Here is a 25,519-nt window from a genome sequence, read left to right on the forward strand (position 1 = left end):
CTATCACAACTTCTCAGACAAGCAGAGGAGTTAGAGCATGCGCGAAGATGGAACCATGACACCGATCCGTCGCGAGCCCCTGGCCGAGCAGGCCGCGGAGGCGCTGCTCGACCGCATCCGCGCCGGCGAGTGGGCGCTGGGCCAGAAGCTGCCGGGCGAGACGACCCTCGCCCCTCAGCTCGGGGTGGGGCGTTCGACGATCCGGGAGGCCATCCGGCAACTGGCCGGGCGCGGAGTGCTCGCCACCCGCCAGGGCGCCGGCGTCTTCGTCACCGCGCTCGATCAGCCCGAGGACTGGGAGCGCATCGTCCGCCGCGCGGACATCGTCGCCGTGATCGAGGCCCGCATCGCGATCGAGGTGGAGGCGTCGGCGCTCGCGGCCGAACGGCGGACGCTCGCCGACCTCCAGACGCTGCGGCGGGCGCTCCGGGCCCGGGCGACGCACCGGACCGACCTCGAACAGCACGTCGATGCCGACACCGCGGTGCACCGCGCCATCGTCGCCGCGTCGCACAACCCGATCCTCGCCGACCTCTTCGACGGGTTCACCCCACGGAGCAGGGAGGCGATGATCGACCTGCTCCGGATCGGCCGCGAGTTCGGCAGCGACGCGGACCAGCTGGTGCACGTGCGCATCGTCGACGCGATCGGCGCCCGGGACGCGGAGTCGGCCGCCGCGCTCACCCGCGGCCACCTGATCGAGATGAAGGCGGAGCTCCTCTGATCGGGTGACCGCCTATCCCGATAATCGGAATTACGATCCGATAGAATGCACGCATGGCTTCATCCGACCTCCACGGCGGCAGCGCACCCGCGCCCGACCGGCTGGTCGGCTCCGACCGCGTGCTCGCCGTGCTCTCCGCGCTCGCCAAGCGACCGGAGGGGGCGACGCTCGACGAGCTCGCCCAGGCGGTGGACAGCCCCAAGTCGACCGTCCACCGGGCGCTCGCGTCGCTGCGGCGGGCGAACTTCGCCGCGCAGCTCGGCCGCGGCGTCTATGTCGTCGGCGACGAGTTCCTGCGGCTGGCCCTCGAGAACCAGTCGGCCCGGCCGGAAGGCCGTGCGGTCGAACCCGTGCTGAGCAGGCTCAGCGAGCGCTTCGGCGAGACCGCGCACTACGCCGTGCTCGACGGCGATGAGGTGGTCTACCGCGCCAAAGTCGACCCCGCGTCCGGCTCGGTCCGCCTCACCTCCGTGGTCGGCGGGCGCAACCCCGCCTACCGCACGGCGGTCGGGAAGCTGCTCCTCAGCACGTCCTGCGGCAGCGTGGACGAGCTGGCGGCCGTGGTCGGAACCGGGCCGTGGGAGCGCCGCACCGCCAACACCATCGGAACGCTCGACGCGCTCTGGAGCGAGCTCCAGCTGACCAGGGAGCGCGGCTGGGCCGTCGACGACCAGGAGAACGAGCTCGGCGTCAACTGCCTCGCCGTGCCCGGCCACTTCGGCCCGGGCGGCGCGATGTCGGGCGCGGTCAGCGTCAGCGCCCTCGCCTTCCGGACGCCGCTGGCGGCGCTCGTCCAGAGCGTCGACGAGATCCGTTCGATCGTCGACGCCCGCCCGACCGGCCCTCAGTAGGTGGCCCGGCCTCCGCTGATGTCGTAGACGGCCCCGGTCGAGAAGCTGACCCTGTCGGAGGCGAGCCAGGCGATCAGCTCGGCGACCTCCTCCGCCCGTCCGACCCGCTTCATCGGGATCAGGCTGGTGATGTGGGCCAGCACGTCGGGCGCGGTGTCGTCGTTCATCGGGGTGGCGATCACCGCGGGCGCGATCGCGTTCACCAGCACGCCGGTGGTCGCCAACTCCTTGCCCGCCGACTTGGTGAGACCGATGACGGCCGCCTTCGAAGCGGAGTAGATGGAGAGGTTGGGGTTGCCGTCCTTGCCCGCCATGCTGGCGATGTTGACCACCCGGCCCCAGCCGCGATCGACCATCCCTGGCACGAACGCCCGCATCATCGCGACCGTCCCGACGACGTTGACACCCAGCACGGCCCTCCACTGGTCGGACGACGTCGAGACGAGCGGCGTGTTCGGCCCGACGATGCCCGCGGAGTTGACCAGGATGTCCACGGCGCCGATGCGGCCGCGGGCCTCCTCCACCGCGTGGTCGTCGGTGATGTCGAGCACGACGTCGCAGTCCCCGCCGAGGTCGACGCGCACGACGTCGATCCCGTCGGCGCTGAGGCGCGCGGCCGTCGCGGCGCCGAGGCCGCTCGCTCCTCCGGTGACGATGGCACGGGTCATGGGGTACCTCCAGGGTGTCGGATGTCGATGTGGAACTTCGGGCCGGGACCGGCTCCGGGCGGACGCTCGCCGGCCAGGATCGCCGGCACGCCTTCGAGCGGCACCGCGGCCGCGACGAGCGGCCGCGGATCGACGGCTCCGGATGCGTACGCCTCGATCGTGCCGTCCAGGCCGGGAGAGGCGCTCAGGATGCCGACACCCGTCACGTCCGCCAGGGCGAGCGCCCGGGTGTCGACGAGGCTCGGGCTCCCCGCGAGGCCGACGAAGACCACCCGCCGGCCCGGTTCGACGAGCTCGACGGCGCGCGCCGGGAGCTTCGGAGAGTTGGACGCGTCGATGACGGCATCCCACGGCAGGTCGGGCAGCGTCTCGTCCGACCATGCGCTCGAGAAGCCGAGGGAGCGGGCGAACGCCAGGGAGCGCTCGCTGCGGCCGAGCAGATGCACCTCGGCGCCGCGCGCGCGGGCGAACATGGCCGCGAGCAGCCCGATCGTGCCCGCACCGAAGACGAGTACGCGCTCGCCGGCGACGACGCCGGCGGCCTCGGCCGACCGGTAGGCGTTGCCGCCGGGTTCGACGAGCGCTCCGGCGGTGTCGTCGACCGTGTCGGGGAGCGCACGCAGCGAGGAGGCGGGCACGGCGACCCGCTCGGCCAGAGCGCCCGGCCGCCCGTCGCGCACGCCGAGCTCTCCGCGGAAGGCGCACACGTGCTGGTATCCCGACAGGCACCGCCGGCAACGGCCGCAGCCGAGCATGGTGTCACCCGTGACGCGGCGGCCGAGCCAGGACGGATCGACACCGTCGCCGAGTTCGACGACGACGCCCATCCACTCGTGGCCGATACGGACGGGATAGGTGGTCACGCCGTCGTGCAGATACTGCATCTGCCCGGAGAAGAGCTCCAGGTCCGTTCCGCAGACGCCGGCGCGGTGCACCTCCACGACGACGTCCCCGGGGACGGCCACGGGCTCGGCGACCTCCTGGACCTCCGCGCTGCCCGGCCCGGTGAGGACGAGCGCTCTCATCGCGGAGGGATCACGGTCTGTCGCTGGTGGCCGAGGCCGTCGATGGCGAGTTCCATCACGTCGCCGGGGTGGAGCCAGATCTCGGGGCGGAAACCCATGCCGACTCCGGGTGGGGTGCCCGTGTTGATCAGGTCGCCGGGTTCCAGGACGAGGAACTGGCTGATGTAGTGCACGATGACGTACGGGTCGAAGATCATCGTGGAGGTGGATCCGGTCTGGCGGCGCACCCCGTTGACGTCCAGCGTCATCCCGAGGTCGTTCACGTCCGGGATCTCGTCCGGGGTGACGAGCCAGGGGCCGGCGGGGTTGAAGGTCTCGGCCGATTTGCCTTTCAACCATTGGCCGCCGCGCTCGAGCTGGAAGGCGCGTTCGGAGACGTCGTTGACCAGGGTCCAGCCGGCGATGTGGTCGCGTGCCTGCTCGACGGTGTCGAGGTAGCTGGTGCGTGCGCCGATCACGATGCCGAGCTCGACCTCCCAGTCGGGTTTGGTCGATCCGCGCGGGATGCGGACGTCGTCGTTCGGGCCGACGAGGGTGTTCGGCGACTTGGTGAACAGGATCGGCTCGCTGGGCACGGCCTGCCCGGTCTCGGCGGCGTGGTCGGAGTAGTTCAGGCCGACGCAGATGATCTGGTGCGGACGGCCGATCGGGGCGCCGATGCGCTGGGTGCCGAGGCGGTGGACCTGTCCGCGTTCGGTGCGTTCCGCCACGACACCGCGCACGCTCTCGGGTCCACCGCCGGCGAAAAAGGCCTCGTCGAAGTCTCCGACGACATCCGAGAGATCGACATAGCTGTCGTCGCCGACCAGTACGGCCGGCCGCTCAGCACCAGCAGGGCCGATACGGAGGAGTTTCATGCGGTTTCCTTTCGGGGGTGTGTCACGGGCGGATCACGGGGGTCGGTCGGTCGATCGGTACGGACCACGGGGCGACGGGCAGGCCCTGGACCCCGGGCCGCACCGTGAACAGCCGGCCGGAGAGCGGGTGCGCCCGCAGTTGCTCCTCGCCCAGGCCTTCCCGCGCCGTCGTGATCACGAGGGTCGCGAGGTCGGCGCCGGCGAAGGCGACCGAGGAGACGTGCGGAGCGGGGACGTCGACGCGGCCGACGATCCGGCCGTCGGGCGAGCACCTCAGCACGTGACCTGCACCCCAGACGGCGATCCAGATGCAGCCGACCGCGTCGACGGCGAGCCCGTCCGGCAGGCCGTCGTCGAGGGTGAGGAAGACTGACCTCGGTCCGGTCGCCCCGGACGCGGGCTCGTAGTCGCGCACGTTCACGCGCCGGGCCAGGCTGTCGACGCTGTAGAACTGCCGGCCGTCCGGCGACCAGCCCAGCCCGTTCGAGAGCGTCAGATCGTCGTCGAGGGTGGTGACCGAGCCGTCCTCCTCGAAGCGGAGGAGGAGCTCGCGCCCGCCCGGCCCCGTCGTGCCGGCGACGAACCGGCCGCGCGGGTCGGGTCCGCCGTCGTTGAAGCGCCTTCCGGCGCCCGCCACCGCGCGCGCGCCCCGCGTGACGCGTCCGTCGGTCGCACGGATGTAGAGCCGGTCGGTTCCCGCGATGACCATGCGCCCGTCTTCCGCGATCGCGACGGAGGCCGCGACGTCGGGCATCTGAAACCGCTCGAGGACCTCGATGCGCCCGTCGTCGACGAGCCGCCCGGTGAGCACCGTGCCCTTCAGGATGTCGACCCACAGGAGCCGGGAACGGGTGCCGTCCCAGACCGGCCCCTCGGCGAGGAGGTACGACTCGTCGGTGGCGACCTCGGCACCGGCGATGAGGGGGATGCCGTGCCGTGCGCTCCTCGGAGCACCGTCGCTCATCGGAGCACCGCCTGCATCGGGGCACCGACGGGGACGACATCGTCGGCGATCGCGTCGAACATCATCCAGGCGAGCTCCTCCACGCGCGACCGCTCCAGGTGGTACAGCCGCGCTGGCCGGAAACTGCCGTCGACGCGCGCCGTCTCGTGCCGGACCGCACCGACGGCCTCGAGCGCCCTGAGATGGGTGGTGATTCCGTTGCGCGTCCACCCTACGGCCCGGCTGAGCTGCGACACGGTCGCCGGGCCGGAGTCCGCCAGTGCGCGCAGCAGCTGCAGCCGGACGGCCGGCAGGCCGAACGCGACGGCGACCGTCGCGGCGGAGTCTTCCATGACCGATTCCTTCGAGTGGTTCGGGCGCCGTGATCATGGCTATCATAGCCATATTCCAACTGTCAGACGCAAATTCCATTTATCGGAAGGCAACCCATGACTCGCTCCGGCAGGGCGGCCCAGGTCGCGCCGTCCCCGTTCACGGCTGCTCTCGGCGCCGCTTGCGCAGACGTGAGGACACGCGCGGTCGATCGCCTGTCCCGCGCCCACGACGCCTCCCACTACGTCCTGACCCCGCGCGCGGTCGCGGTCGCCGCCGACGTCGCGGAGGTCTCGCGCATCCTCGCCGCCGCACGGGTGCACCGGGTGCCGGTGACGTTCCGTTCCGGGGGCACGAGCCTGTCGGGTCAGGCCGGGACGACCGGGGTCCTGGTGGACACGCGGCGCGCGTTCCGTCGCGTGACGGTCGACGACGACGGCCGCACGGTGCGTGCGCAGCCGGGAGCGACGGTCAGGTCGGTCAACGCCCGGCTCGCGCGCTACGGCCGCAAGCTCGGCCCCGATCCCGCTTCCGAGATCGCGTGCACGATCGGCGGCGTCGTCGCCAACAACTCGTCGGGCATGTCGTGCGGCACGCACGCCAACACCTACCGCACCCTGGCCTCGGCCATCCTGGTGCTGCCGTCGGGAACCGTCATCGACACAGGCGCCCCGGAGGCGGCGGAGCGGCTGCGCGCCGAGGAGCCCGAGATCCACGACGGGCTGCTCCGACTGCGCGACCGGGTGCGGGCGGACCCTCACTCGGTGGCGACGCTCACCCGGCTGCACGCGATCAAGAACACGATGGGCTACGGGCTGAACGCCTTCCTCGACCACGACGACCCGCTCCACATCCTCGAGCACCTCGTCATCGGCTCGGAGGGCACGCTCGCGTTCGTCGCGGAGGCCGCCTTCCACACACTGCCGGTGCTCCAGGAGAGCGCGACCGGGCTGCTCATCTTCGCCGACCTCGCCGACGCGACGGCCTCACTGCGTGCGCTCGTCGACGCCGGCTTCGCCACCGTGGAGCTCCTGGACGCGGCGAGCCTCCGGGTGGCGCAGCGCGACCCGCAGGCGCCCGACGAGCTCCGCGCGCTCGACATCGCCGATCACGCCGCCCTCCTCGTCGAATACCAGTGCGCGTCCGCCGACGAGCTCGCGGATCGGCTGGCTCAGGCGCCCGCGGTGTTCGACACGCTGCCGCTCGCCGCTCCCGGCGCCCTGACCACCGACGCGTCGACGCGCTCCCGGCTGTGGCACATCCGCAAAGGCCTCTACACGGCCGTCGCGGGCGCCCGGCCGTCCGGGACGACGGCGCTGCTCGAGGATGTCGCCGTGCCCGTCGACCTACTGGGCGAGACCTGCTCGCGGCTCATCGGACTGTTCGAGCGCCACGGCTACACCGACAGCGTCATCTTCGGCCACGCGAAGGACGGCAACATCCACTTCCTGATCAACGAGCGGTTCGACGACCCGCGGAGCCTCGCCAGGTACGAGGCCTTCACCGACGACATGGTCGACGTCGTCCTCTCGGCGGGCGGCACCCTGAAGGCCGAGCACGGCACCGGCCGGATCATGGCCCCGTACGTCCGCCGTCAGTACGGCGACGAGCTGTACGAGGTGATGTGGGCGGTCAAGCGCCTCATCGATCCGCAGCAGCAGCTCAATCCCGGCGTGCTCCTCACCGAGGACCCGAACGCCCACGTGCGCGATCTCAAGGTCGCCCCCACCGTCGAGAGCGAGGTGGACCGGTGCGTGGAGTGCGGCTACTGCGAGCCGGTGTGCCCGTCCCGCGACCTGACGCTCACGCCGCGCGAGCGCATCGTGCTGCGCCGCGAGCTGCAGGCCGCCCGCGAGCGCGGCGACGACGCCCTGGCGCGCGAGCTGGAGCAGCAGTACGAGTACGACGGAGTGGAGACCTGCGCGGTCGACGGCATGTGCCAGACCGCCTGCCCTGTGTTGATCAACACAGGCGACCTGGTGCGCCGCCTCCGTGCGGAATCGGCGCCGGCGCCGGCGAGAGCACTCGGCAAGGCGGCAGCGGCCCACTGGGGCCCGGTCACGCGCGTCGGCGCCGTCGCCCTCGATGTCGCCGCCGCGGTACCGACCCCGCTGCCCGCGTTCGCCACCCGCGCCGCGCGCGCCGTGCTCGGCGCGGACCGTGTGCCGCTGTATTCGGGCGACCTCCCCTCGGGCGGCGGGCCGCGCCGCGTGCTCGCGGCGGAGGATCCGGAGGCGGTCTACTTCTCGTCGTGCACGACGACGATGTTCGGCGCGGAGCACGGCGACGGGGTGAGCGAGTCGTTCGTCCGGCTGTGCGAGCGCGCAGGCGTGCGGCTCGCCACGCCCGACGACCTGCCGTCGCTCTGCTGCGGCACACCGTGGAAGTCGAAGGGTCTGAGCGAGGGCTACGCCACGATGACCGCGCGGGTCGCGGCGTCCCTCCGGCGGGCGACCGACGACGGCCGTCTCCCGGTGGTCTGCGACGCGTCGTCGTGCACCGAGGGTCTCCAGCTGCTCCTCGACGCGGCGGGAGAGGCGGGAGTGCGCGTGATCGACTCCGTGGCCTTCGTCGCCGACCGTGTGCTCCCGAGCCTCCCGCCGGCCGCGCGCGTGCCCTCCGTCACGCTCCACCCGACCTGTTCGTCCACCCACCTCGGCCTCGACGCCGCACTGCGCGCCGTCGCAGCGGCAGCCGCCGAGGTCGTGGTCGTTCCTGAGGACTGGGGCTGCTGCGCCTTCGCCGGCGACCGCGGGATGCTGCACCCCGAGCTCACCGCCTCCGCCACGCAGCGCGAGGCCGCTGAGGTCCGTGCGGCCGCCTCGACGCATCACGCCTCGCTCAACCGCACCTGCGAGATCGGGATGTCGCGCGCGACCGGCGAACGCTACGAGCACATCCTCGAAGTCCTCGACGCAGCGCTGACCTAGGGGTGCGCCCCGCGACCGCTCGCCTGAAACCGATTCACGCTGCTCTAAGTTGGAGCCCATGGCTACCATCTACGAGGTCGCGGCCCTGGCCGGGGTCTCGCCCGCGACCGTATCCCGCGTCTTCAACGGTCACACCGTCTCGCCCGAGAAGGTCCGGCTGGTGCGGGAGGCGGCCGCGACGCTGAAGTTCGCGCCCAACCGCACCGCACGCCGGCTGCGCAATCAGAGTTCGGAACTCATCGCCCTGCTGATCCCGGACATCGAGAACCCGTTCTTCACGGCTCTCGCACGCGGCGTGGAAGACAGGGCCCAGGAGTCCGGCTTCTCCGTCGTGCTCTGCAACACCGACGACGATCCCGCCAAGGAGACGCGGTACCTCGAGATCGCCATGAGCGAGGGGATGGCCGGGGTCATCCTGGCACCGGCGGCGTCGGACGGCGACCTGGCCCAGATCGTCGCCCAGGGACGCCCGGTGGTCGCGGTCGACCGGTCGACCGGGTTCGACATCGATGCCGTGATGGTCGACAACCGGGCGGCGGGCGCGGCGGCGACGACCGCGCTGTTCGACGCGGGCTTCCGTCGGGTGGCCTGCATCGCCGGACCGCTGGGCATCGAGTCGACCGAGGAGCGGTATCTCGGCTGGCGCCAGGTGGTCGCCAAGCGCTCGGACGGGACAGACGCCCCCGAGTTCCTGCAGCACGCGAACTACCGCGTCGACGGCGGCCGCACCGCGATGGCCGCCCTGCTGGCGCTGGAGACGCCCCCCGACGCGGTCGTCACGACGAACAACCTGATGGGCGTCGGCGCCCTGCAGGTGCTCGCGGAGGCGGGCATCGCCCCGCCCGCGTTCGGTGTCGCGATCGTCGGCGATCTCCCGTTCACCACCTTCTCGCCGGACGTCGTCACGCAGGTGCACCTCCCCGCGCGTCATCTGGGCGTGACCGCCGCGTCGATGCTGATGGACAGGATCGCCGGTGACACGCAGCCGGCCAGGATCGTCGTCCTCCGCGCGCGGATCGCCTCCGACGCGGACGCGGATTCCGTGTAATCGGTTTCTTTCAATCATTCACTGGCAAGTAGCCAGTTTGAGAACACTTTTCTGAGGCTATTGACGAAACCGATTACTTAAGCTCTACTAGGGGACAGCCATTTCTCAACGGAGAGGATCCATCCCCTGATGAAACGCACCATGAGATCCATCGCCGCCGTGACGATCACCGCGGCGCTTGCAGCCACAGCACTCAGCAGTTGCAGCAGCACGGCTAACGACTCGACCGCCGGCAAGACCCTCAACGTCGCCTACTGGGACTACGGGCCGGGCGCGGAGGCCAACAACAAGGCGCTCGCAACCGGATTCGAGAAGAAGTACCCCGGGACCACCGTCACCCTCACCCCGGTCGCGGGCGAGAACTGGGGCACCTATTACGCCAACGTCGCCACGACGATGGCGGCGGGCAAGCACCCCGACCTCATGCTGATCTCTGGCGAGGGCGCGCAGTTCGTGACCAAGAACAACCTGATCGTCCCGATCAACGACTACCTCAAGAAGGACCCGGAGGCCAAGGCCATCCAGGCCGACATCGCGCCCGGCCTGATCAACGGCTTCACCGTCGACAAGAAGGTCGTCACGCTGGCCAACGGCTGGAACGACATGGTCATCTACTACAACACCGACGTCTTCAAGGAGGCCGGTCTCCCCGCCCCGAGTGCGGACTGGACGTGGGACGACTTCGAGGCCACCGCCGCCAAGCTCACCAAGGACACCAACGGCGACGGCACCCCGGACCGCTACGGGTTCACCTGGGCCAGCAACGAGATCTTCCCCGGCATCATGCCCTGGGTGGCGAACGCCGGAGGCAACCTCACCGACAAGACGGTCTGCAAGGCCACGGCCGACACCCCGCAGGTGACCAAGGCGGTCACGTTCCTGGAGGACATGATCCAGAAGAAGATCGCGCCGGCGCCGATGCCCATGAGCGACGTCTTCACCCGCTTCGAGAACGGCTCGATCGCGATGTTCGGCGCCGGCCGTTGGCCGATCGGGACGTTCCTCCCCGCCGGCTTCAAGTCCTTCGACATCCAGCTCTACCCGAAGGGCGACACCTACCAGACCGTCTTCGGCGGGGCCGGCTACCCGATCCTCAAGTCGTCGAAGAACCCTGACCTGGCCTGGAAGTTCCAGAAGTTCACCGTGAGCGAGGACGTGCAGAAGCAGGTCGTCGGAACGCCGGATGCCCCCGGCGACTCGATCCCGTCGCTCCGCTCGGTCGCGGCCACGATGACCACCGTCGGCACGCTGCCGAAGAACTCGCAGCTCTTCTACGACAGCATCGACAAGCACCCGCAGCTCGTCCCGTACCCGGCTCCGGCCAAGTACAGCGAGTACGAGTCGACCGTCCTCCGCTACACGCAGCTCATCTTCGGTGGGGAGGACTCCGTCAAGGACGGACTCGCCGCCATGCAGAAGGCGCTCGAGCCGATCGTGAGCTGCAACTGAGATGACCACCAGCACCGCACGCGGTGTCGGGAACGGCAGCCGGGAGGCTGCCGTTCCTGGCGCCAGGAGGAGAAGGACGGACCCTGCCCGCAAGGGCGAGGCGTTCGCCGCCCTCGGCTTCCTGACCCCGTCGCTGATCGGCTTCGCGCTCTTCGTCCTGGCCCCGGCCCTCGGCGTCATCGCGCTCAGCTTCTTCGACTGGAATCTGCTCAGCGACGGGACCTTCATCGGCCTCGGCAACTTCACCCGGCTGCTCTCCGACGCGCGCCTCGCCCAGGTGTACGGATCGACCGCGTACATGGCCGTCGTGATCCTCGCCGTGAACGTGATCGTCGGCCTCCTGCTCGCCGTCCTGCTCGAGACGAGGATGCCGCGCTGGATCCGGGGCTTCTTCCGGCTGTCCTTCCTGTTCCCGTTCGTCGTGTCCTCGTCGGCGGTCGCCCTCATCTGGCGGTTCCTCCTGAACAAGGACCTCGGGCTGGTGAACTACTGGCTGGGCTGGCTGCACATCGACCGGATCGACTGGCTCGGCTCCAGCGTGTTCGCCCCGATCTCGGTCATCCTCGTCGCGTCGTGGAAGACGGTCGGGTTCTCCATCCTGATCTACATCGCCGGGTTGCAGTCCATCCCGGCCGAGATCCGCGAGGCGGCGATCGTCGACGGCGCGAACGCCTGGCAGCGGTTCTGGCGGATCACGCTGCCGCTCCTCTCCCCCACCGTCTTCTTCCTCCTCGTGATCAACACGATCAGCGCCTTCCAGATCTTCGCGGAGCCTCGCGTGCTCACCCAGGGCGGCCCGGGCGACGCCAGCCGCACCATCGTGCAGTACATCTACGACACGGCGTTCGGCAGCTTCGACCTCGGTTACGCGTCGGCGGTCGGGATCACCCTCCTGCTGGTGCTGATCGTGCTCACCGCGATCCAGTTCCGGCTCTCTCGCAGATGGACGTTCTACGGATGACGACGACGCACGCACGAGGCGCCGGCCACCTGGCCCAGCGGGTGATCACCTTCGCCGTCCTCGGGATCGCCGCGCTGGCGATCGCCGCACCCTTCCTCTGGATCTTCCGCGGCGCCATCTCGCCGAGCGACGCCGAGCTCTACCGGCTGCCGCCGACCCTATTCCCGTCGAGCGCGACCTTCGCCAACTTCGGCAAGGTCACGACACAGGTGCCGTACTTCCATTTCATCCTGAACTCGCTCATCGTCGCCGGAACGATCACGATCGCGCAGCTCATCACCTGCTCGACCGCGGGCTACGCGTTCGCCCGGCTGAGGTTCCCCGGCAAGAACGTCGCGTTCGCGCTCGTCATCGGGTCGCTGATGATCCCGCTGCAGGTGACGATCGTCCCGCTGTTCCTGGTGATGTCGAAGCTCGGGCTGACCAACACCCTGTGGGCACTCATCCTCCCCGGTGTCTTCAGCGCCTTCGGCGTCTTCCTGCTCCGGCAGCACTTCCTCAGCCTCCCCGCCGAGCTGGAGGAGGCGGCGAAGCTCGACGGCGCCGGCGCCGCCCGCACCTTCTTCCAGGTGATGCTCCCGCTCTCCGGTCCGGCGCTGGCGACCCTCGGCATCCTGACCTTCACCTACTGGTGGAACGACCTCCTCCTGCCGCTCGTGATGATCAACGACACCGAGACCCAGACGCTCCCGGTCGGCCTGGTCCTCCTCGCCGGCCGGTTCTCGACCGGGTCGCTCGGCACGATCGCCGCCGGCATCACGATGGCCATCATCCCGGTGCTGCTGGTGTTCCTGGTGGCCCAGCGCTACATCGTCCAATCCATCGCCTCGAGCGGACTGAAACTCTGATGACGACGACACACTCCCTCCCCACGGCCGGGATGCCGCTGCTCCTCAAGACGGCGGCCGTCGCCACCTGGCACGAACTCCCCCGCGTCGTGGCCCTCGGCCTGCTGTCGCTGGTCGCCGCCGTCCCGCTGGTGCTCTCCCTCCTCTTCGCGGCGCCGCCGTGGATCTCGGGCGCCGCGTCCGCGCCACTCGCGCTGCTCGCGACCGGGCTCTCCGCCTACGCGGCGGCCATCGCGCGCGGGGAGAAGCCCACGCTGCGCGACGGGCTCCGGCTCGACCCGGTGCTCGGCCTCTCGCTCGGCGTCGCCGCGACCCTGCTCGCGGAGGGGATCGCCCTCGGCGGCGGCGTGGCGATCACCGCGACCGTGCTCGCCGCCGCCGTCCTCGTCCTCGCGCCGTACGCACTGGCCTACGCCGCCGTGCGCGGCCGTCGCGGGCTGACCGCCTGGCGCGGAGCGGCGATCCTCGTCGCCTTCCGGCCGGGCGCGGCCCTGACCGTCCTGGCGCTCTGCTGCATCGGCGGATTCGCCGTGGTGGCGAGCGCGGGAACGCTGGCCGTCGTGCTGCCCTGCATCCTCTCCGTCTTCACCTGCTCGGTGGTCGGCGACGAGCTGGAGACCATCGACGGGATGAGCCGGTGAGCGCCGCCACTGCGAACACCGCCGTGCTCGAGCGGCTCGACCCCGCCCTCACCGCGCTGGTGCCGCTCACGCTGCCCGCGGCCCTGCCCGCCGGGCCGCTGACTGTGGAGCTGGTGCGGCGGGTGGACGCCTCGCTGGTGTCGGAGCCCGTCGAGACCGCCCGCGTCGTCCGGCTCGCGCGGTCCGACGGCTCCGCCCTCGAGCTCCGCCTCCACGAGACAGCGCGGACCGACGCCGCGATCCTCTGGATCCACGGCGGCGGCATGTTCCTCGGCAGCGCCCGCCAGGACGACACCCTCTGCCGGTCCCTCTCGGCCGCTCTCGGCGCGACCGTCGTCGCGGTGGACTACCGGCTCGCACCGGAGCACCCGCACCCCGCCCCGCTGGACGACTGCTACACGGCGCTCGGCTGGCTCGCCCGACGGTACCCGAGCGTGGTCGTCGCGGGAGCCAGCGCGGGCGGAGGACTCGCCGCCGGGCTCGCGCTGCTCGCGCGCGACCGGTCGGGGCCCGCCATCGCCGGACTCCACCTCTCCTATCCCATGCTCGACGACCGGGAGTCACCCATGATCACGACCGAACTGGCCGACACCGTCGTGTGGAACGCACGACTGGACGCACTCGCCTGGCAGGCGTACCTCGGCGGCTCGCCCGCCGACCAGTACGCGGCCCCCGGCCGCGCCGCCGACCTCTCCGGGCTGCCGCCCACGGTGATCGATGCGGGCGACCTCGACCTGTTCGTGCACGAGGACGTCGCGTTCGCCTCAGCACTCGAGACGGCCGGGGTCGACGTGACGCTGACCGTCGAGGCCGGTGCCCCGCACTGCTTCGAGTTCATCCTGCCCGACACGGACAGGAGCCGGGCGACGCTCGAGCGCAAGCACGCCGCCCTCGCCGGACTCCTCGACGGCGGAGCCGCCCGGTGACCGCGCGGACCCCCGTCACGGGACCCGACACCTCCTGGTGGTCGACCTCCCGGAACCGCATCTTCTACGACTCGCACACGCCCGACTGGACCGACCCGCACCAGCGGGGCGAGGTCCCCGAGCCGCGGTTCCCCGTGCTCAGCGCGGTGCGACCGGAGAGCGACCTCCAGCTGATGGCGGACGCCGGAGTGGACTCCGTCGTCCTCTTCGCCAAGTGCCAGTACGGCAACTCGTACTATCCGACGGACGTGGGCCGCCGGCACGCCGCGCTCGACGGGCGCGACCTGTTCGGCGAGCAGCTGGCGGCCGCTCACGCGCGCGGCATCCGCGTGATCGCGTACTTCTCGAACATGTGGGACACCGCGGCCGCCGGCGCACACCCGGAGTGGCGGATGGTCCCCCTCGCCTCGCGCGGGAGCACGGGCCGCTGGCCGGCGCTCTGCCTGCTCAGCGGCTATCGCCGGTTCGCGCTGGACCAGGTGCGGGAGCTCGCCCGCGCGTATCCGATCGACGGGCTGTGGAGTGACATCCTGACCGCGGGTCCCTGCGTCTGCCCGCGGTGCGAAGCCGAGTTCACCCGGACCTACGGCCGGCCGCTTCCCGCCGACCGGGACGACGAGGGCTGGCTCGACCTGGTGCACTTCTCGCAGAAAGTGCTCAAGGACTATCTGGACGAGCAGCGGGCGGTGCTGCGCGAGGAGCGCCCGGAGGCGGCCCTGATCCCGAACTTCTACGCGACGACCTTCGTCGACGCCGTGATCGGGCTCAGCGCCGACCATCTCGACGACGCGGACATCGGGTCGAGCGAGGGGTACACCGACTGGCACGGCCTCGGCTTCCCCAGCTACGCATCCAGCTACATCCAGGCCGCGGTGAACGGGCGGCCGACCGAGGTTCTCGTCAGCCGCTTCGTGCACACCTGGGACTTCACGGTGCGCTCGGTCGCCCAGCTGCGGTTCGAGGCGTTCAGCGTGGCCGCCAGGGGGTCCACGGTGTCGGTCGACGACCAGCCGTACGCGACCGGTGCGATCGAACCCGAGGTCTATCGGCGGCTGACCCCGGTCTTCGGCCGGATCGCCGAGCGCGGCCCGTGGCTGAGCGGCGCCGAGCCGGTGCGTTACGCGGCGCTCTACGCGAGCCAGAACGCGCGGGAGCTCGAGAGCCTGCTGCAGGCGGACGAGAACCCGGCCGTCGGGGAGCAGTCCGCCCAGTTCCCGCAGAGCGAGCCGCGCTCGTCGGCGAGCGATCTCGTCGCCGCCCTGACCGGGACGTACCGGGCGCTCGTCGAGTCCCACCTCCCCGTGGCGATGATCGACGAGCGGCCGCAGAGCCTGCGCACGCTCGCCGACCACCGCGTCCTCGTGCTCGCCGATGTGCTCGCGCTGTCGGAGACCGAGGTGGAGGCGATCACCCGCTTCGTGCACGACGGCGGCGGACTGGTCGTCACCGGCCCCGTCGCGGTGCGCGGGACGGACGGCCGGGTCCTCGCGGAGTCCCCCCTCGCGCACCTGCTCGGCGTGCGGTTCGGCCCGCTGGGAGCGTTCACCTTCCCGTACCTGCGGCTCGGCGGGGAGCTCGCGTCCGAGGCCGGCGGCTGGCCGCTCCCGCACTACGGGCGGCTGCGCGCGCTGGAGGTGACCGGCGACGACGTCACGGTGCTCGCCCGCCGCACCGACCCGGTGCTGGAGACGGACGACGACGCCTACTGGCACAACAACCAGCCGGCTCCGGCGTTCGACACCGACGACCCGGTGATCGTCGAGCGGCCGTACGGTCGCGGCCGGGTGATCGTCTCGGCGGCCCGGCTCGGCAACAACCGCTCCCGCCTCGGCTACGGCGCGCACCGCGACCTCCTCGGCCTCCTGGTGCGCCGGGCGGCAGGGCGGGAGCCGGAGGTCGACCTGCTCGACGGGCACCGCGCAACGGAGCTGGTGCTCGCCCGGATCGGCTCGACCCTCGTCGCGCACCTGGTCACCGGCGCCCCCGTCCTCTCCCTCGACCTCTTCGGCGCGCGGCAACCGGCCGCGATCGAAGACGTCGCGAGCATCGCGCGACTGCGGCTGCGCGTGCCCGCGGCCACGACGAGCGCGTCGCGCATCGTGGACGGCGTGGAGCGACCGCTCGCCGTCGTCGACGGCGTCGTCACGCTGACGGACGCCGACGACTGGGAGACCGTCCTCCTCCACGGCGCATGACTTCTCAACCGGGCATGACCGGGGGCGAGACGGCGGACCGGGGGAAGCGGATGGCGACGATCCACGAGGTCGCGGCGCGGGCGGGAGTGTCCGCGGCGACCGTCTCCCGCGTGATCAACGGCACGCGGGTGTCGGAGGACCTCGCCCGGCGCGTCCAGGCCGCCGCTGCCGACCTCGATTTCACGCCGAGCCGGACGGCGCGCACGCTGCGCAAGCGCAACTCGGAGGTGATCGCCCTGATCATCCCCGACATCGAGAACCCGTTCTTCACCGCGCTGGCCCGCGGAGTGGAAGACCGGGCACAGGAGGCCGGGTACTCGGTGGTGCTGTGCAACAGCGACGAGGACGTGGTCAAGGAGGCGCGCTACATCGACATCGCGGTGTCGGAGCACATGGCAGGGGTGATCCTGGCCTCGGCCTCCGACCACAGCGACCTCGGGCCGCTGATCGCCCGCGACCGGCCGGTGGTCTCGGTGGACCGCGGACCGCACGGCTTCGAGATCGACGCCGTCATGGTCGACAACCGCGGCGGCGGCCGCATGGCCACCTCCGCCCTCTTCGACCGGGGTTTCCGGCGCGTCGCCTGCATCACCGGCCCGGCCGACATCGAGACCGCGGAACAGCGCAGCGAGGGCTGGCGCGACCGCGCGCGCCGCGCCGGCCCGGTGGACGAGGCGCTGCTCGTCCACGCCGACTACCGGGTCGACGGCGGACGAAGGGCGATGGCGGAACTCCTGGCGCTCCCCGACCCGCCCGACGCCGTCTTCGTGGCCAACAACCTGATGGGCGTCGGGGCGTGGCAGGAGCTGCGCGCGGCCGGCACGCCTCCGCCGGAGTTCGGGTTGGCCGTCTTCGGCGACCTGCCGCTGTCGCCCGTCGGCCCCGCGGGGATCACCGTGATCCCGATCCCCGCCCGCCGGCTCGGGGAGGCCGCCGCGAACCTGCTGCTGGAGCGCATCGCAGGCGACCGGCAGCCGCCGCGCACCGTCATCCTGCGCACCGGCCCGTGACCGGAGCGCTGCACCGACCGATCGTCCGCACACGACCGACACCCAAGGAGAACCGATGACCCGCTACACCCTCCCTCCCGTGCACGAGCTGCCGTCCGCCGCACCGAGGACGGCGTACCTGATCGCCAGCGGAGACCTGAGGCTCAGCGCCAACCTCGCCGGCTGGCCGGCACAGGCCGCGGTCGAGGAGGCGCTCCGGGCCGCGTTCGACGAGCTCGGCTGGCGGATCGTCCGCGGCCACCCGTACGACGAGGCGAAGGGGCACGGCTTCCTGGACAGCCAGCGCGCCGGGCTCGACGCGTTCCGGTCGATCCCGGCGGACGCACCCCTCATCGTCGCGGAGGCCGTGTGGCAGTACAGCCACCATGTGCTGGCCGGACTCCGGACGCACCGCGGTCCGATCCTGACCGTCGCGAACTTCGCGGGCGAGTGGCCCGGACTCGTCGGGCTGCTCGGCCTCAACGCCGGCCTGACCAAGATGGGCACGGCCTACTCCACGATCTGGAGCGTGGACTTCACGGACGACTGGTTCCGCGCGGGGCTCCGGGAGTGGGTGGAGACCGGCCGGATCACCCACGACGCCTCGCATGTTCGCGACCTCCCCGCGCTGCCGGACGGCGACGAGAGGACGCTCGGCCTGGCCCTGGCGCAGCAGCTCGCGACCGAGAAGGCCATCCTCGGCGTCTTCGACGAGGGGACGATGGGCATGTACAACGCCATCGTCGACGACGAGCTGATGAACCCGCTCGGCATCTACAAGGAACGGCTCTCGCAGAGCGCGCTCTGGGCCGAGATGCAGACCGTGAGCGACGCCGAGGCGCAGGAGGTCGGAGCCTGGCTCCTCGACGCGGGCATGACCTTCGCGCTCGGCGTCGACGAGAAGACGGAGCTCACGGCCGCCCAGCTCCAGTGGCAGTACAAGATGTACATCGCGCTGCTGCGCATCGCCGACGACTTCGGCGTCGACGCGCTCGGCATCCAGTACCAGCAGGGTCTCAAGGATCTCTCCCCCGCCAGCGACCTCGCGGAAGGGCTGATCAACAACGCGGACCGCCCTCCGGTGCGCAGTCGCGACGGCTCGCGGGTGCTGTGGGACGGCCGTGCCCTCCCGCTGGCGAACGAGGCGGACGAGGGCGTCGCGATCGACGCGATCGTGACGAACCGGGTGTGGACGGCGATGGGGTTCGACCCGGCCACGACGCTGCACGACGTGCGCTGGGGAGAGGACTACGACGGCCGGTTCGTCTGGGTGTTCGAGATCTCCGGGTCGGTGCCGCCGTCCCACCTGAGCGGAGGGTACGCCGGGGCGGTCGGCTGGCGGCAGAACCCGGTCTACTTCCCGCTCGGCGGCTCGACGATCAAGGGAGTGTCCAAGCCCGGCGAACTCGTCTGGTCGCGCGTCTACATCGACGGCGGACGCCTCCACCTGGACATCGGGCGCGCGACCGCGGTCGAGCTTCCTCCGGAGGAGACCGAGCGCCGCTGGCAGGCCACCAACCCCGAGTGGCCGATCATGCACGCTGTGCTGCACGGGGTGGACCGCGACCAGTTCATGGCGAGGCACAAGGCGAACCACGTGAACGTGGCCTATGCGCCGTCGCCGGAGGCTGCCGACGACGCCCTGATCGCGAAGGCCGCCGCGTTCGACGCGCTGGGCGTTGCCGTCCACCTCTGCGGAACGGTGGCTCTGCCGTGACCGGCGCGGTCCTGGGGGTCGACATCGGGACCTCCAGCAGCAAGGGTGTGGTCGTCGACCTCGACGGCCGAATCCTCGCGACGGCCACGCGCACCCACGACGTCTCGCGGCCGCGGCCGGGATGGGCGGAGATGGACGCGGCGGTGTGGTGGGACGAGTTCGTGTCGCTGTCCGCCGAGCTGCTGGCGGCCGTCGACGGGCTGAGGGTCGAGGCGGTCGGAGTCAGCGGGATGGGGCCGTGCGTCCTGATCACCGATGCCGAGGGCACGCCCCTGCGGCCCGCCATCCTCTACGGCGTGGACACGCGCGCGCAGGAGCAGATCGCCACGCTCACCGCCCGCTACGGACGCGACGCCGTCGTCGGGCGCAGCGGGTCGGAGCTGTCAACGCAGGCCGTCGGCCCCAAGCTCGCCTGGCTGGCCGACCACGAGCCCGACCGGACGGCCGCGGCGCGGCTGCTGTTCATGCCGGCCTCCTGGCTCGGCTGGAACCTGACCGGGGACTACGCGCTCGACCACCACTCCGCGAGCCAGAGCGTGCCGCTCTACGACCGTACGGCGCTGGCCTGGTACGAACCCTGGTGGCGGGACATCGCCCCGGGCATCGTCCCGCCGCCGTTGGTGTGGCCCGGGGACGTGGTCGGCCGGGTGACGGACGCGGCGAGCGCCGCCACGGGCCTGCCGGCCGGTACCCCGGTGATCGCCGGCACGATCGACGCCTGGACGGAGGCCGTCAGCGTGAACGCGCAGAACCCGGGCGACCTGATGCTCATGTACGGGACGACGATGTTCCTGATCGGCACGACGACGAAGCCGCTGACGGCGCCGGGGCTGTGGGGCACGGCCGGCGCGTTCCCCGGAGTGCACAACCTGGCGGGCGGGATGGCGACCTCCGGGGCGATCACCTCGTGGCTGCGGGAACTGTTCGGATCCCCGGGCTACGAGGACCTCCTCGACGAAGCGGCCCGCTCCGGCGTCGGCGCGAACGGCCTGCTGATGCTCCCGTACTTCGCGGGTGAGCGGACGCCCATCGCCGACCCGGACGCGCGTGGGCTGATCGCCGGCCTCACGGTGGAGCACACCCGGGGCGACCTCTACCGCGCTGCACTGGAGGCGACGGCGATGGGGGTCCGCCACAATGTCGCGGCGTTCCGCGACGCCGGCGTGCCGATCGAACGCGTCGTCGCGGTGGGCGGGGGGACGAAGGGCGCGCTGTGGGCACAGGTGGTGTCGGACGTGACCGGGCTCGCGCAGGACGTGCCGTCGGTGACGATCGGGGCGAGCTACGGCGCCGCGTACCTGGCGGCACGGTCGCAGGTCGCCGTCGAGATCGAGGACTGGAACCCGACCGCGTCCGTCGTCGTCCCCGACCCGGAGACCGCTGACTTCTACGGTCGGCTGTACGGGTTGTACCGGGAGCTGTACCCGGCGACGGCCGGGATCGGTCACCGGCTGGCGGCGATGCAGCGGGAGGCGGCGAGCGTGCGTCGAGCCCGGTGAGCCGGGCCTCCGCTCATCCCCGCGGCGGGGGCTCCAGCAGCTCGCGTCCCAGCCTCCCCGCGCCCAGCAGGGCCGCATCCGCGCCCGTGCGGGCCAGCTCGACCCGGACGCCCGCGAACGGCGGACGGAGGTCGGCGTGGAGGCGCTCGGCGAGCGGAGCGGTGAGGCCGGTGCCCAGTCCGGAGACTCCCCCGCCGATCAGCACCAGCCCGGGGTCGATCGTCACGACCGCGGAGGCCAGCGACTCGCCGAGGAGCTCGGCGGCCTCGCGGATCACGCGCGCCGCGACGGTGTCGCCGGCTGCGGCCTGGCGCGCGATCTCGCGGAGCCCGAGACCCCGCCCCGTGGCCTCGGCGTAGCTCAGCTCGATCCCGGGCCCGCTGGCGAACGCCTCGAGGTGGTCGGCGCCGCCGCAGGAGCAGACGCGGTGGCGCAGCGTGGGGATGCGGACGTGGCCGACCGACCCCGCCATGCCCGAGGCACCCCGGAGCACGCTCCCGTCCGAGACGACCGCGCCGCCCAGGCCCGTGCCGACGGCGACGAAGAGGAAGCGTTCCGGAGCCCCGCCCGCCCAGTGCTCGCCGAGCGCCGCGGCGTGCACGTCGTTCTCGACCGCGACCGGGACGCCCAGACGGGCCCGCAGGCCGCCTGCCACGTCCGTCCCGAGCCAGCCGGCGAGGTGGTCGGTGGCGTGCACGACGACACCGTGGTCGTCGAAGGCGCCGGCGCTGCCGACCCCGACGGACCCCGGTCCGTCAGCGGCCCCCGCGCGCTCCGCGGCCTCGGCGACGAGGCGGGCGGCCGTGTCGAGGATGGCGTCGGCTCCGGCCCGCGCAGGGGTCGGCGCCTCGACGCGGTGCGCGAGCGTCCCGTCGAGCCCCACGACGGCGGCCGCGGTCTTCGTGCCGCCGATGTCGATCCCGACGACGAGCCCTGGGCCGCCGGTCGTAGCGTCGGCCGTCATCGGGATCGCGGCGCCGCCGCCGCGAACCGCCGCGTGATCGCGACCGGGTCGGTGATCGCCCCGCCGACGACGACCGCGAAGGCCCCCGCGTCGAAGGCGCGCGCCACGTCGGCCGGGGTCTGGAAGCGCCCTTCCGCGAGCACGCGCACCCCGCGGGAGGCCAGCCGCCCGACCAGCTCCAGGTCCGGCGACGGCTCGATCCGCGAGTACGGCGTGTAGCCGGAGAGCGTCGTCCCCACGATCGCCGCTCCCGCCTCCCACGACCGGAGTCCCTCGTCGAGCGTCGAGACGTCCGCCATGATCGGCGCGGGAACGGCGGCGACCGCCGAGCGCACGCGCGCGGCGACATCGTCGGCGACCTCCTCCGTCGCGTCCACCGCGACGATGTCGGCGCCGGCGGCGACCAGCGCCCGCACCTGCTCATCGGTCGGCGTGATCAGGTTGCGGCGGGCGCCCATGCGCTTGTCGAGACCGATGATGGGGACCTCCGTCAGCTCCCGCACCGCCCGCACGTCCTCCACGCCGTTGACCCGGAGGGCCGCCGCTCCACCCTGCAGCGCGCTCGCGGCGAGCCGCGCGATGGTCGGGGTGTCGCGCATCGGGGAGCCGGAGGACGCCTGGCATGAGACGACCAGCCCGCCGGAGATCGCCGCCAGGAGACCGTCCGCGCGGTCGTCGTCCCGCTCGGCCACGCGCTCGAGAGCGCTCTCGTCACTATTTGAGTGCGCCAGCACTGATGCCTCCTACGAAGTAGCGCTGGAACACGACGAAGAGTGCGAGCGCGGGGATGGTGAACAGGACGGACGCCGCCATCAACGGTCCCCACTCGACGTTGTGCTCGCCGAAGAACGAGTACAGGCCGATCGAGAGCGTGTATTTGGAGGAGTCGTTGAGGTAGATGAGCGGGTTGAGGAAGTCGGTCCACGCCCAGACGAACTGGAAGATCACCGCCGTGATCAGCGCGGGCCGCGCCTGCGGCAGGACGATCGACCAGTAGATGCGGAACTCGGACGCGCCGTCGATCCGCGCCGCCTGCAGCAGTTCGTTCGGGACCGACATCAGGAACTGCCGCAGCATGAAGATGAGGAACGGCGTGCCGAAGAACGCCGGGGCGACCAGCGGGATGATCGTGTTCGTCGCCTCCAGCCCGTTCCACATCAGGAACAGCGGGATCATGGTGACCTGAGGCGGGAGCATCATCGTCGCCATGACGATCACCAGCAACGGTCGCTGCCCGCGCCAGCCGATCTTCGACAGCGAGTAGGCGACGAGCGGAGAGGCGATCAGCATCCCGAGCACCGACAGCGCCGCGATGACGATGGTGTTCCAGAGGTACTGCCAGAACGGGATCTCCTGGAACACCGCCGCGAAGTTGGCGAGCGTCCACTCCTTCGGCCAGAGCGACGGCGGCGAACTGAAGATGTCCGCCGGGAGCTTGAAGGCCGTGCTGAGCATGGCGAGGAAGGGGAAGACGAACAGCAGCGTCAGCACCCAGACGAGCACGTAACGGCCGGCGGTGCGCCCGGGCCGGCGGCGCCGGAGCCGGGAGGACCGCTCGCCCGCCGGACGCGTCGGCTCGATCTGCGCCTGGCGCTCCTCAGTCGCGTTCAGAACCATAGTGGACCCATTTCTTCGACGACCAGAGCAGCAGCAGCGTGATGATCAGCGTGAGCAGGAACAGCACCCACGCCATCGCCGACGCGTAGCCCATCTTCAGGAACACGAACGCGTTCTGGTACAGGTACATGGCGTAGCTGATCATCGACTGCCCCGGGCCTCCGCTCGTCTCGTTCAGACGGGTCTGCGTGAGGAGGTACGGCTGCGCGAAGATCTGCAGGTAGGCGATCACCGTGACGATGATCTGGAACAGGGTGACCGGCGAGATGGTGGGCCAGGTGATGTAGCGGAACCGGCCCCACCAGCCGGCGCCGTCGAGCTCGGCCGCCTCGTAGAGCTCGCCGGGGACGTCCTTGATGGCGGCGAGGTAGATGATCATCGTGCCGCCGATCGTCCAGAGGCACATCAGCAGGATCGCCGGCTTGCCCCAGTCGGGCTGCTCCAGCCACTCGGGCTGCGGCAGGTGCAGCAGCCCCAGGAAGTAGTCGACGAAGCCGTACTGGGTGTTCAGCAGCCACCGCCAGAGGTAGCCGCCGACGACGACGGGGACGATGGTCGGCAGGTAGACCAGTGCCCGGTAGAGCGGCTGCCCGCGCACCGGGAGGTTGAGGAAGTGCGCCCCGAGGATCGAGATGATGATCGTCAGCGGCACGCCCGTCACGGTCAGGAACAGCGTGTTCCAGAGCGCCTTCCAGAAGGTGGAGTCCTGGAGCATGTGGGCGTAGTTGTCGAGGCCCACCCACTTCGGCGCCTGGAAGAGGTTGAAATCCGTGAAGCTGTACCCGGCGGAGGCGAGCACCGGCCACACGATGAACACCGCCGCGCCCACGATGAACGGCGACGCGAACGCCAGACCCAGCAGGGTCTGGCGTCGCGCACCGCGCTTGGCGGTCGTCGTCATCAGTAGGACTTGGCCTTGTCCGCCACCGACTGCATGGCCTTCTCTGGCGTGGCGACTCCGCGCACCACGTCGTCGAAGGCGGTTCCCAGATCCGTCGAGTACTGCGCGCTGTACGGCTGGCTGGAGAGCGACTTGGCGTTCGGGCTCTTCAGGGCGTTGAGCCACGCATCGAAGTGCGGGATCGCGTTGTACGCAGAATCGGACAGCAGCGAGGTCTTCGACGGGAGGTTCCCGAGCGCCAGCGTGAAGTCGGTCATCGGCTTGTCACCGACGATGTAGGCGAGGAACTTGGCGGCCTCCGCCTTGTGCTTGGAGTTGTTGGGGATGAACAGCGTGCTCGTCGTCACCTGGGTCGAGCCGGCGAGATCGCTGCTCGCGGCCGGGATGTCCACGACGCCCCAGTTGAGGTTCGGCGCGACCTTGGGGATGTTGACGGCCTGCCACTCGCCGTCGATGACCATGGCCTCCTTGCCCGTGTAGAACGGGTCCTGCGCCGACATGTACTGGCCGAGGCCCGACGTGAACGACGCGATCTTGTCCGCGCCGTAGGTGTCGGTCAGGGTCTTGGTGTACCAGTCGAGCGCCTCGACGTTCTTGGGGTCGGCCGGCGTGGGGGTCTTGCCGTTCTTGCCGTCCCAGGTGCCGCCGAAGGCGTAGCCCAGGGTCGTGAACAGCGTCGAGGTCGACGGGTTGCCGAGGCCGATCTGGGTGATCGCGCCGCTGGCGTCGGTGACGGTGAGCTTCTTGATCGCGGCGGCGAGCTCGTCCATGGTCTTCGGCGGCTGCACGCCGGCCTTGTTGAGGAGGTCCTTGTTGTACATCAGCTGCTGCGTGTGCACGGCGATCGGCAGGGCGTAGGTCTTGCCCTCGTACTTCATCTGGTCGAGGGAGGCCGGGGCGAAGGCGCCCAGGTCGACCTTCTCGGTCTTGAGGTAGTCGTCGAGCGGGGCGAGGATGCCCTTCGAGGCCCACGACCCGACGGCGTTGCCGAAGTTGTCGGAGATGTCGAAGCTGCCGTTGCTCGACGACATCGAGGTGAGCTGCTTCTGCATGTCGGGGCTGGAGACGCCGACCACCTTGATGTCTTTCTGGCTGGCGTTGAAGTCGGCGATGACCTTCTCCAGCGCCTTGGCCTCCTCGCCTCCCCAGAGGTACGAGAACGTGATCTTCGTGGGGCCGGAGTCTCCGGCTCCGGAACAGCCGGTGAGGGCGGCAGCGGCGACGGCGACGCTGGTCAGCGCTACGGCGCGGAGCACGGTCCGTCGCCGGAACATCCTGGATTCCATGGGTTTCCTTACGGGTGTGAGGGGTAGGAATGGAATTGCTTTTCAATTGGTGTACTCCATTTGTTCGAGGCGTGTCAACAAATAGACAAAACTTGCTCGAAAGTTGTGCCCTCGGGCTCCACTATCCCTACAATGGGCATCACCAAT

The 25,519-nt window shown here is 71.0% G+C and carries 23 protein-coding genes; 13 read left to right on the forward strand and 10 right to left on the reverse strand.

What is annotated here, in order from left to right:
* Nucleotides 1–55: 55 nt before the first annotated feature.
* On the forward strand, nucleotides 56–724 hold the full coding sequence (locus KNO15_RS13560; protein WP_241704265.1) for a FadR/GntR family transcriptional regulator: 669 nt from the start codon (nucleotides 56–58) through the stop codon (nucleotides 722–724).
* Between the two features lie 53 nt (nucleotides 725–777).
* Nucleotides 778–1,575, forward strand: coding sequence for an IclR family transcriptional regulator (locus KNO15_RS13565; protein WP_241704266.1), 798 nt, complete (start codon nucleotides 778–780; stop codon nucleotides 1,573–1,575).
* Here KNO15_RS13565 and KNO15_RS13570 read toward each other — a convergent pair.
* From KNO15_RS13570 to KNO15_RS13590, 5 genes are read right to left on the reverse strand one after another with little or no spacing between them, the layout of a single operon-like run.
* On the reverse strand, nucleotides 1,569–2,243 hold the full coding sequence (locus tag KNO15_RS13570; protein WP_241704267.1) for an SDR family NAD(P)-dependent oxidoreductase: 675 nt from the start codon (nucleotides 2,241–2,243) through the stop codon (nucleotides 1,569–1,571). The two genes, KNO15_RS13565 and KNO15_RS13570, sit on opposite strands and share 7 nt — an antisense overlap.
* Entirely contained in the window at nucleotides 2,240–3,268 is a 1,029-nt protein-coding gene (locus tag KNO15_RS13575; protein WP_241704268.1) for a zinc-dependent alcohol dehydrogenase, read from the reverse strand. The genes KNO15_RS13570 and KNO15_RS13575 overlap by 4 nt, the downstream gene beginning before the upstream one ends.
* On the reverse strand, nucleotides 3,265–4,125 hold the full coding sequence (locus KNO15_RS13580; protein WP_241704269.1) for a fumarylacetoacetate hydrolase family protein: 861 nt from the start codon (nucleotides 4,123–4,125) through the stop codon (nucleotides 3,265–3,267). The genes KNO15_RS13575 and KNO15_RS13580 overlap by 4 nt, the downstream gene beginning before the upstream one ends.
* 22 nt (nucleotides 4,126–4,147) lie before the next feature.
* A complete protein-coding gene (locus KNO15_RS13585; protein WP_241704270.1) occupies nucleotides 4,148–5,089 on the reverse strand; it encodes an SMP-30/gluconolactonase/LRE family protein in 942 nt (313 codons plus the stop codon).
* Entirely contained in the window at nucleotides 5,086–5,421 is a 336-nt protein-coding gene (locus tag KNO15_RS13590) for a helix-turn-helix domain-containing protein (protein ID WP_241704271.1), read from the reverse strand. Before KNO15_RS13590 ends, KNO15_RS13585 begins: the two co-directional genes overlap by 4 nt.
* 96 nt (nucleotides 5,422–5,517) lie before the next feature.
* Between KNO15_RS13590 and KNO15_RS13595 the strand changes: the two genes are divergently transcribed.
* The 11 genes from KNO15_RS13595 (at nucleotide 5,518) to KNO15_RS13645 (ending at nucleotide 20,604) form a co-directional block, all read left to right on the forward strand.
* Complete coding sequence (locus KNO15_RS13595; protein WP_241704272.1) at nucleotides 5,518–8,331, forward strand: FAD-binding and (Fe-S)-binding domain-containing protein; 2,814 nt, start codon at nucleotides 5,518–5,520, stop codon at nucleotides 8,329–8,331.
* Nucleotides 8,332–8,389: 58 nt separating this feature from the next.
* Complete coding sequence (locus tag KNO15_RS13600; protein ID WP_241704273.1) at nucleotides 8,390–9,379, forward strand: LacI family DNA-binding transcriptional regulator; 990 nt, start codon at nucleotides 8,390–8,392, stop codon at nucleotides 9,377–9,379.
* A 129-nt stretch (nucleotides 9,380–9,508) separates the two neighbouring features.
* A complete protein-coding gene (locus KNO15_RS13605) occupies nucleotides 9,509–10,828 on the forward strand; it encodes an ABC transporter substrate-binding protein (protein WP_241704274.1) in 1,320 nt (439 codons plus the stop codon).
* 1 nt (nucleotide 10,829) lies between these two features.
* Nucleotides 10,830–11,789, forward strand: a complete 960-nt coding sequence (locus KNO15_RS13610; RefSeq protein WP_241704275.1) for a carbohydrate ABC transporter permease — start codon at nucleotides 10,830–10,832, stop codon at nucleotides 11,787–11,789.
* On the forward strand, nucleotides 11,786–12,637 hold the full coding sequence (locus KNO15_RS13615; RefSeq protein ID WP_241704276.1) for a carbohydrate ABC transporter permease: 852 nt from the start codon (nucleotides 11,786–11,788) through the stop codon (nucleotides 12,635–12,637). The genes KNO15_RS13610 and KNO15_RS13615 overlap by 4 nt, the downstream gene beginning before the upstream one ends.
* Nucleotides 12,637–13,278, forward strand: a complete 642-nt coding sequence (locus tag KNO15_RS13620) for a hypothetical protein (RefSeq protein WP_241704277.1) — start codon at nucleotides 12,637–12,639, stop codon at nucleotides 13,276–13,278. The genes KNO15_RS13615 and KNO15_RS13620 overlap by 1 nt, the downstream gene beginning before the upstream one ends.
* Entirely contained in the window at nucleotides 13,275–14,204 is a 930-nt protein-coding gene (locus tag KNO15_RS13625; RefSeq protein ID WP_241704278.1) for an alpha/beta hydrolase, read from the forward strand. Before KNO15_RS13620 ends, KNO15_RS13625 begins: the two co-directional genes overlap by 4 nt.
* Nucleotides 14,201–16,399, forward strand: coding sequence for an alpha-L-fucosidase (locus KNO15_RS13630; protein ID WP_241704279.1), 2,199 nt, complete (start codon nucleotides 14,201–14,203; stop codon nucleotides 16,397–16,399). Before KNO15_RS13625 ends, KNO15_RS13630 begins: the two co-directional genes overlap by 4 nt.
* Before the next feature lie 14 nt (nucleotides 16,400–16,413).
* Entirely contained in the window at nucleotides 16,414–17,409 is a 996-nt protein-coding gene (locus KNO15_RS13635) for a LacI family DNA-binding transcriptional regulator (protein WP_241704280.1), read from the forward strand.
* A gap of 55 nt (nucleotides 17,410–17,464) precedes the next feature.
* Nucleotides 17,465–19,105, forward strand: coding sequence for a fucose isomerase (locus KNO15_RS13640; RefSeq protein ID WP_241704281.1), 1,641 nt, complete (start codon nucleotides 17,465–17,467; stop codon nucleotides 19,103–19,105).
* Nucleotides 19,102–20,604: an FGGY-family carbohydrate kinase gene (locus KNO15_RS13645; protein WP_241704282.1), complete on the forward strand. Its 1,503-nt coding sequence runs from the start codon at nucleotides 19,102–19,104 to the stop codon at nucleotides 20,602–20,604. The genes KNO15_RS13640 and KNO15_RS13645 overlap by 4 nt, the downstream gene beginning before the upstream one ends.
* Before the next feature lie 13 nt (nucleotides 20,605–20,617).
* Here KNO15_RS13645 and KNO15_RS13650 read toward each other — a convergent pair whose 3' ends face one another.
* From KNO15_RS13650 to KNO15_RS13670, 5 genes are read right to left on the reverse strand one after another with little or no spacing between them, the layout of a single operon-like run.
* A complete protein-coding gene (locus tag KNO15_RS13650) occupies nucleotides 20,618–21,568 on the reverse strand; it encodes an ROK family protein (RefSeq protein ID WP_241704283.1) in 951 nt (316 codons plus the stop codon).
* Nucleotides 21,565–22,302: an N-acetylmannosamine-6-phosphate 2-epimerase gene (locus tag KNO15_RS13655; protein WP_241704284.1), complete on the reverse strand. Its 738-nt coding sequence runs from the start codon at nucleotides 22,300–22,302 to the stop codon at nucleotides 21,565–21,567. The genes KNO15_RS13650 and KNO15_RS13655 overlap by 4 nt, the downstream gene beginning before the upstream one ends.
* Nucleotides 22,283–23,185: a carbohydrate ABC transporter permease gene (locus KNO15_RS13660; RefSeq protein ID WP_241704285.1), complete on the reverse strand. Its 903-nt coding sequence runs from the start codon at nucleotides 23,183–23,185 to the stop codon at nucleotides 22,283–22,285. The genes KNO15_RS13655 and KNO15_RS13660 overlap by 20 nt, the downstream gene beginning before the upstream one ends.
* Nucleotides 23,166–24,086, reverse strand: a complete 921-nt coding sequence (locus tag KNO15_RS13665) for a carbohydrate ABC transporter permease (RefSeq protein ID WP_241704286.1) — start codon at nucleotides 24,084–24,086, stop codon at nucleotides 23,166–23,168. The genes KNO15_RS13660 and KNO15_RS13665 overlap by 20 nt, the downstream gene beginning before the upstream one ends.
* On the reverse strand, nucleotides 24,086–25,372 hold the full coding sequence (locus tag KNO15_RS13670; RefSeq protein WP_241704287.1) for an ABC transporter substrate-binding protein: 1,287 nt from the start codon (nucleotides 25,370–25,372) through the stop codon (nucleotides 24,086–24,088). Before KNO15_RS13670 ends, KNO15_RS13665 begins: the two co-directional genes overlap by 1 nt.
* Between the last annotated feature and the right edge of the window lie 147 nt (nucleotides 25,373–25,519).

The sequence above is a fragment of the Leifsonia shinshuensis genome (assembly GCF_022606355.1).
Classification (GTDB): Bacteria; Actinomycetota; Actinomycetes; order Actinomycetales; family Microbacteriaceae; genus Leifsonia; species Leifsonia shinshuensis_B.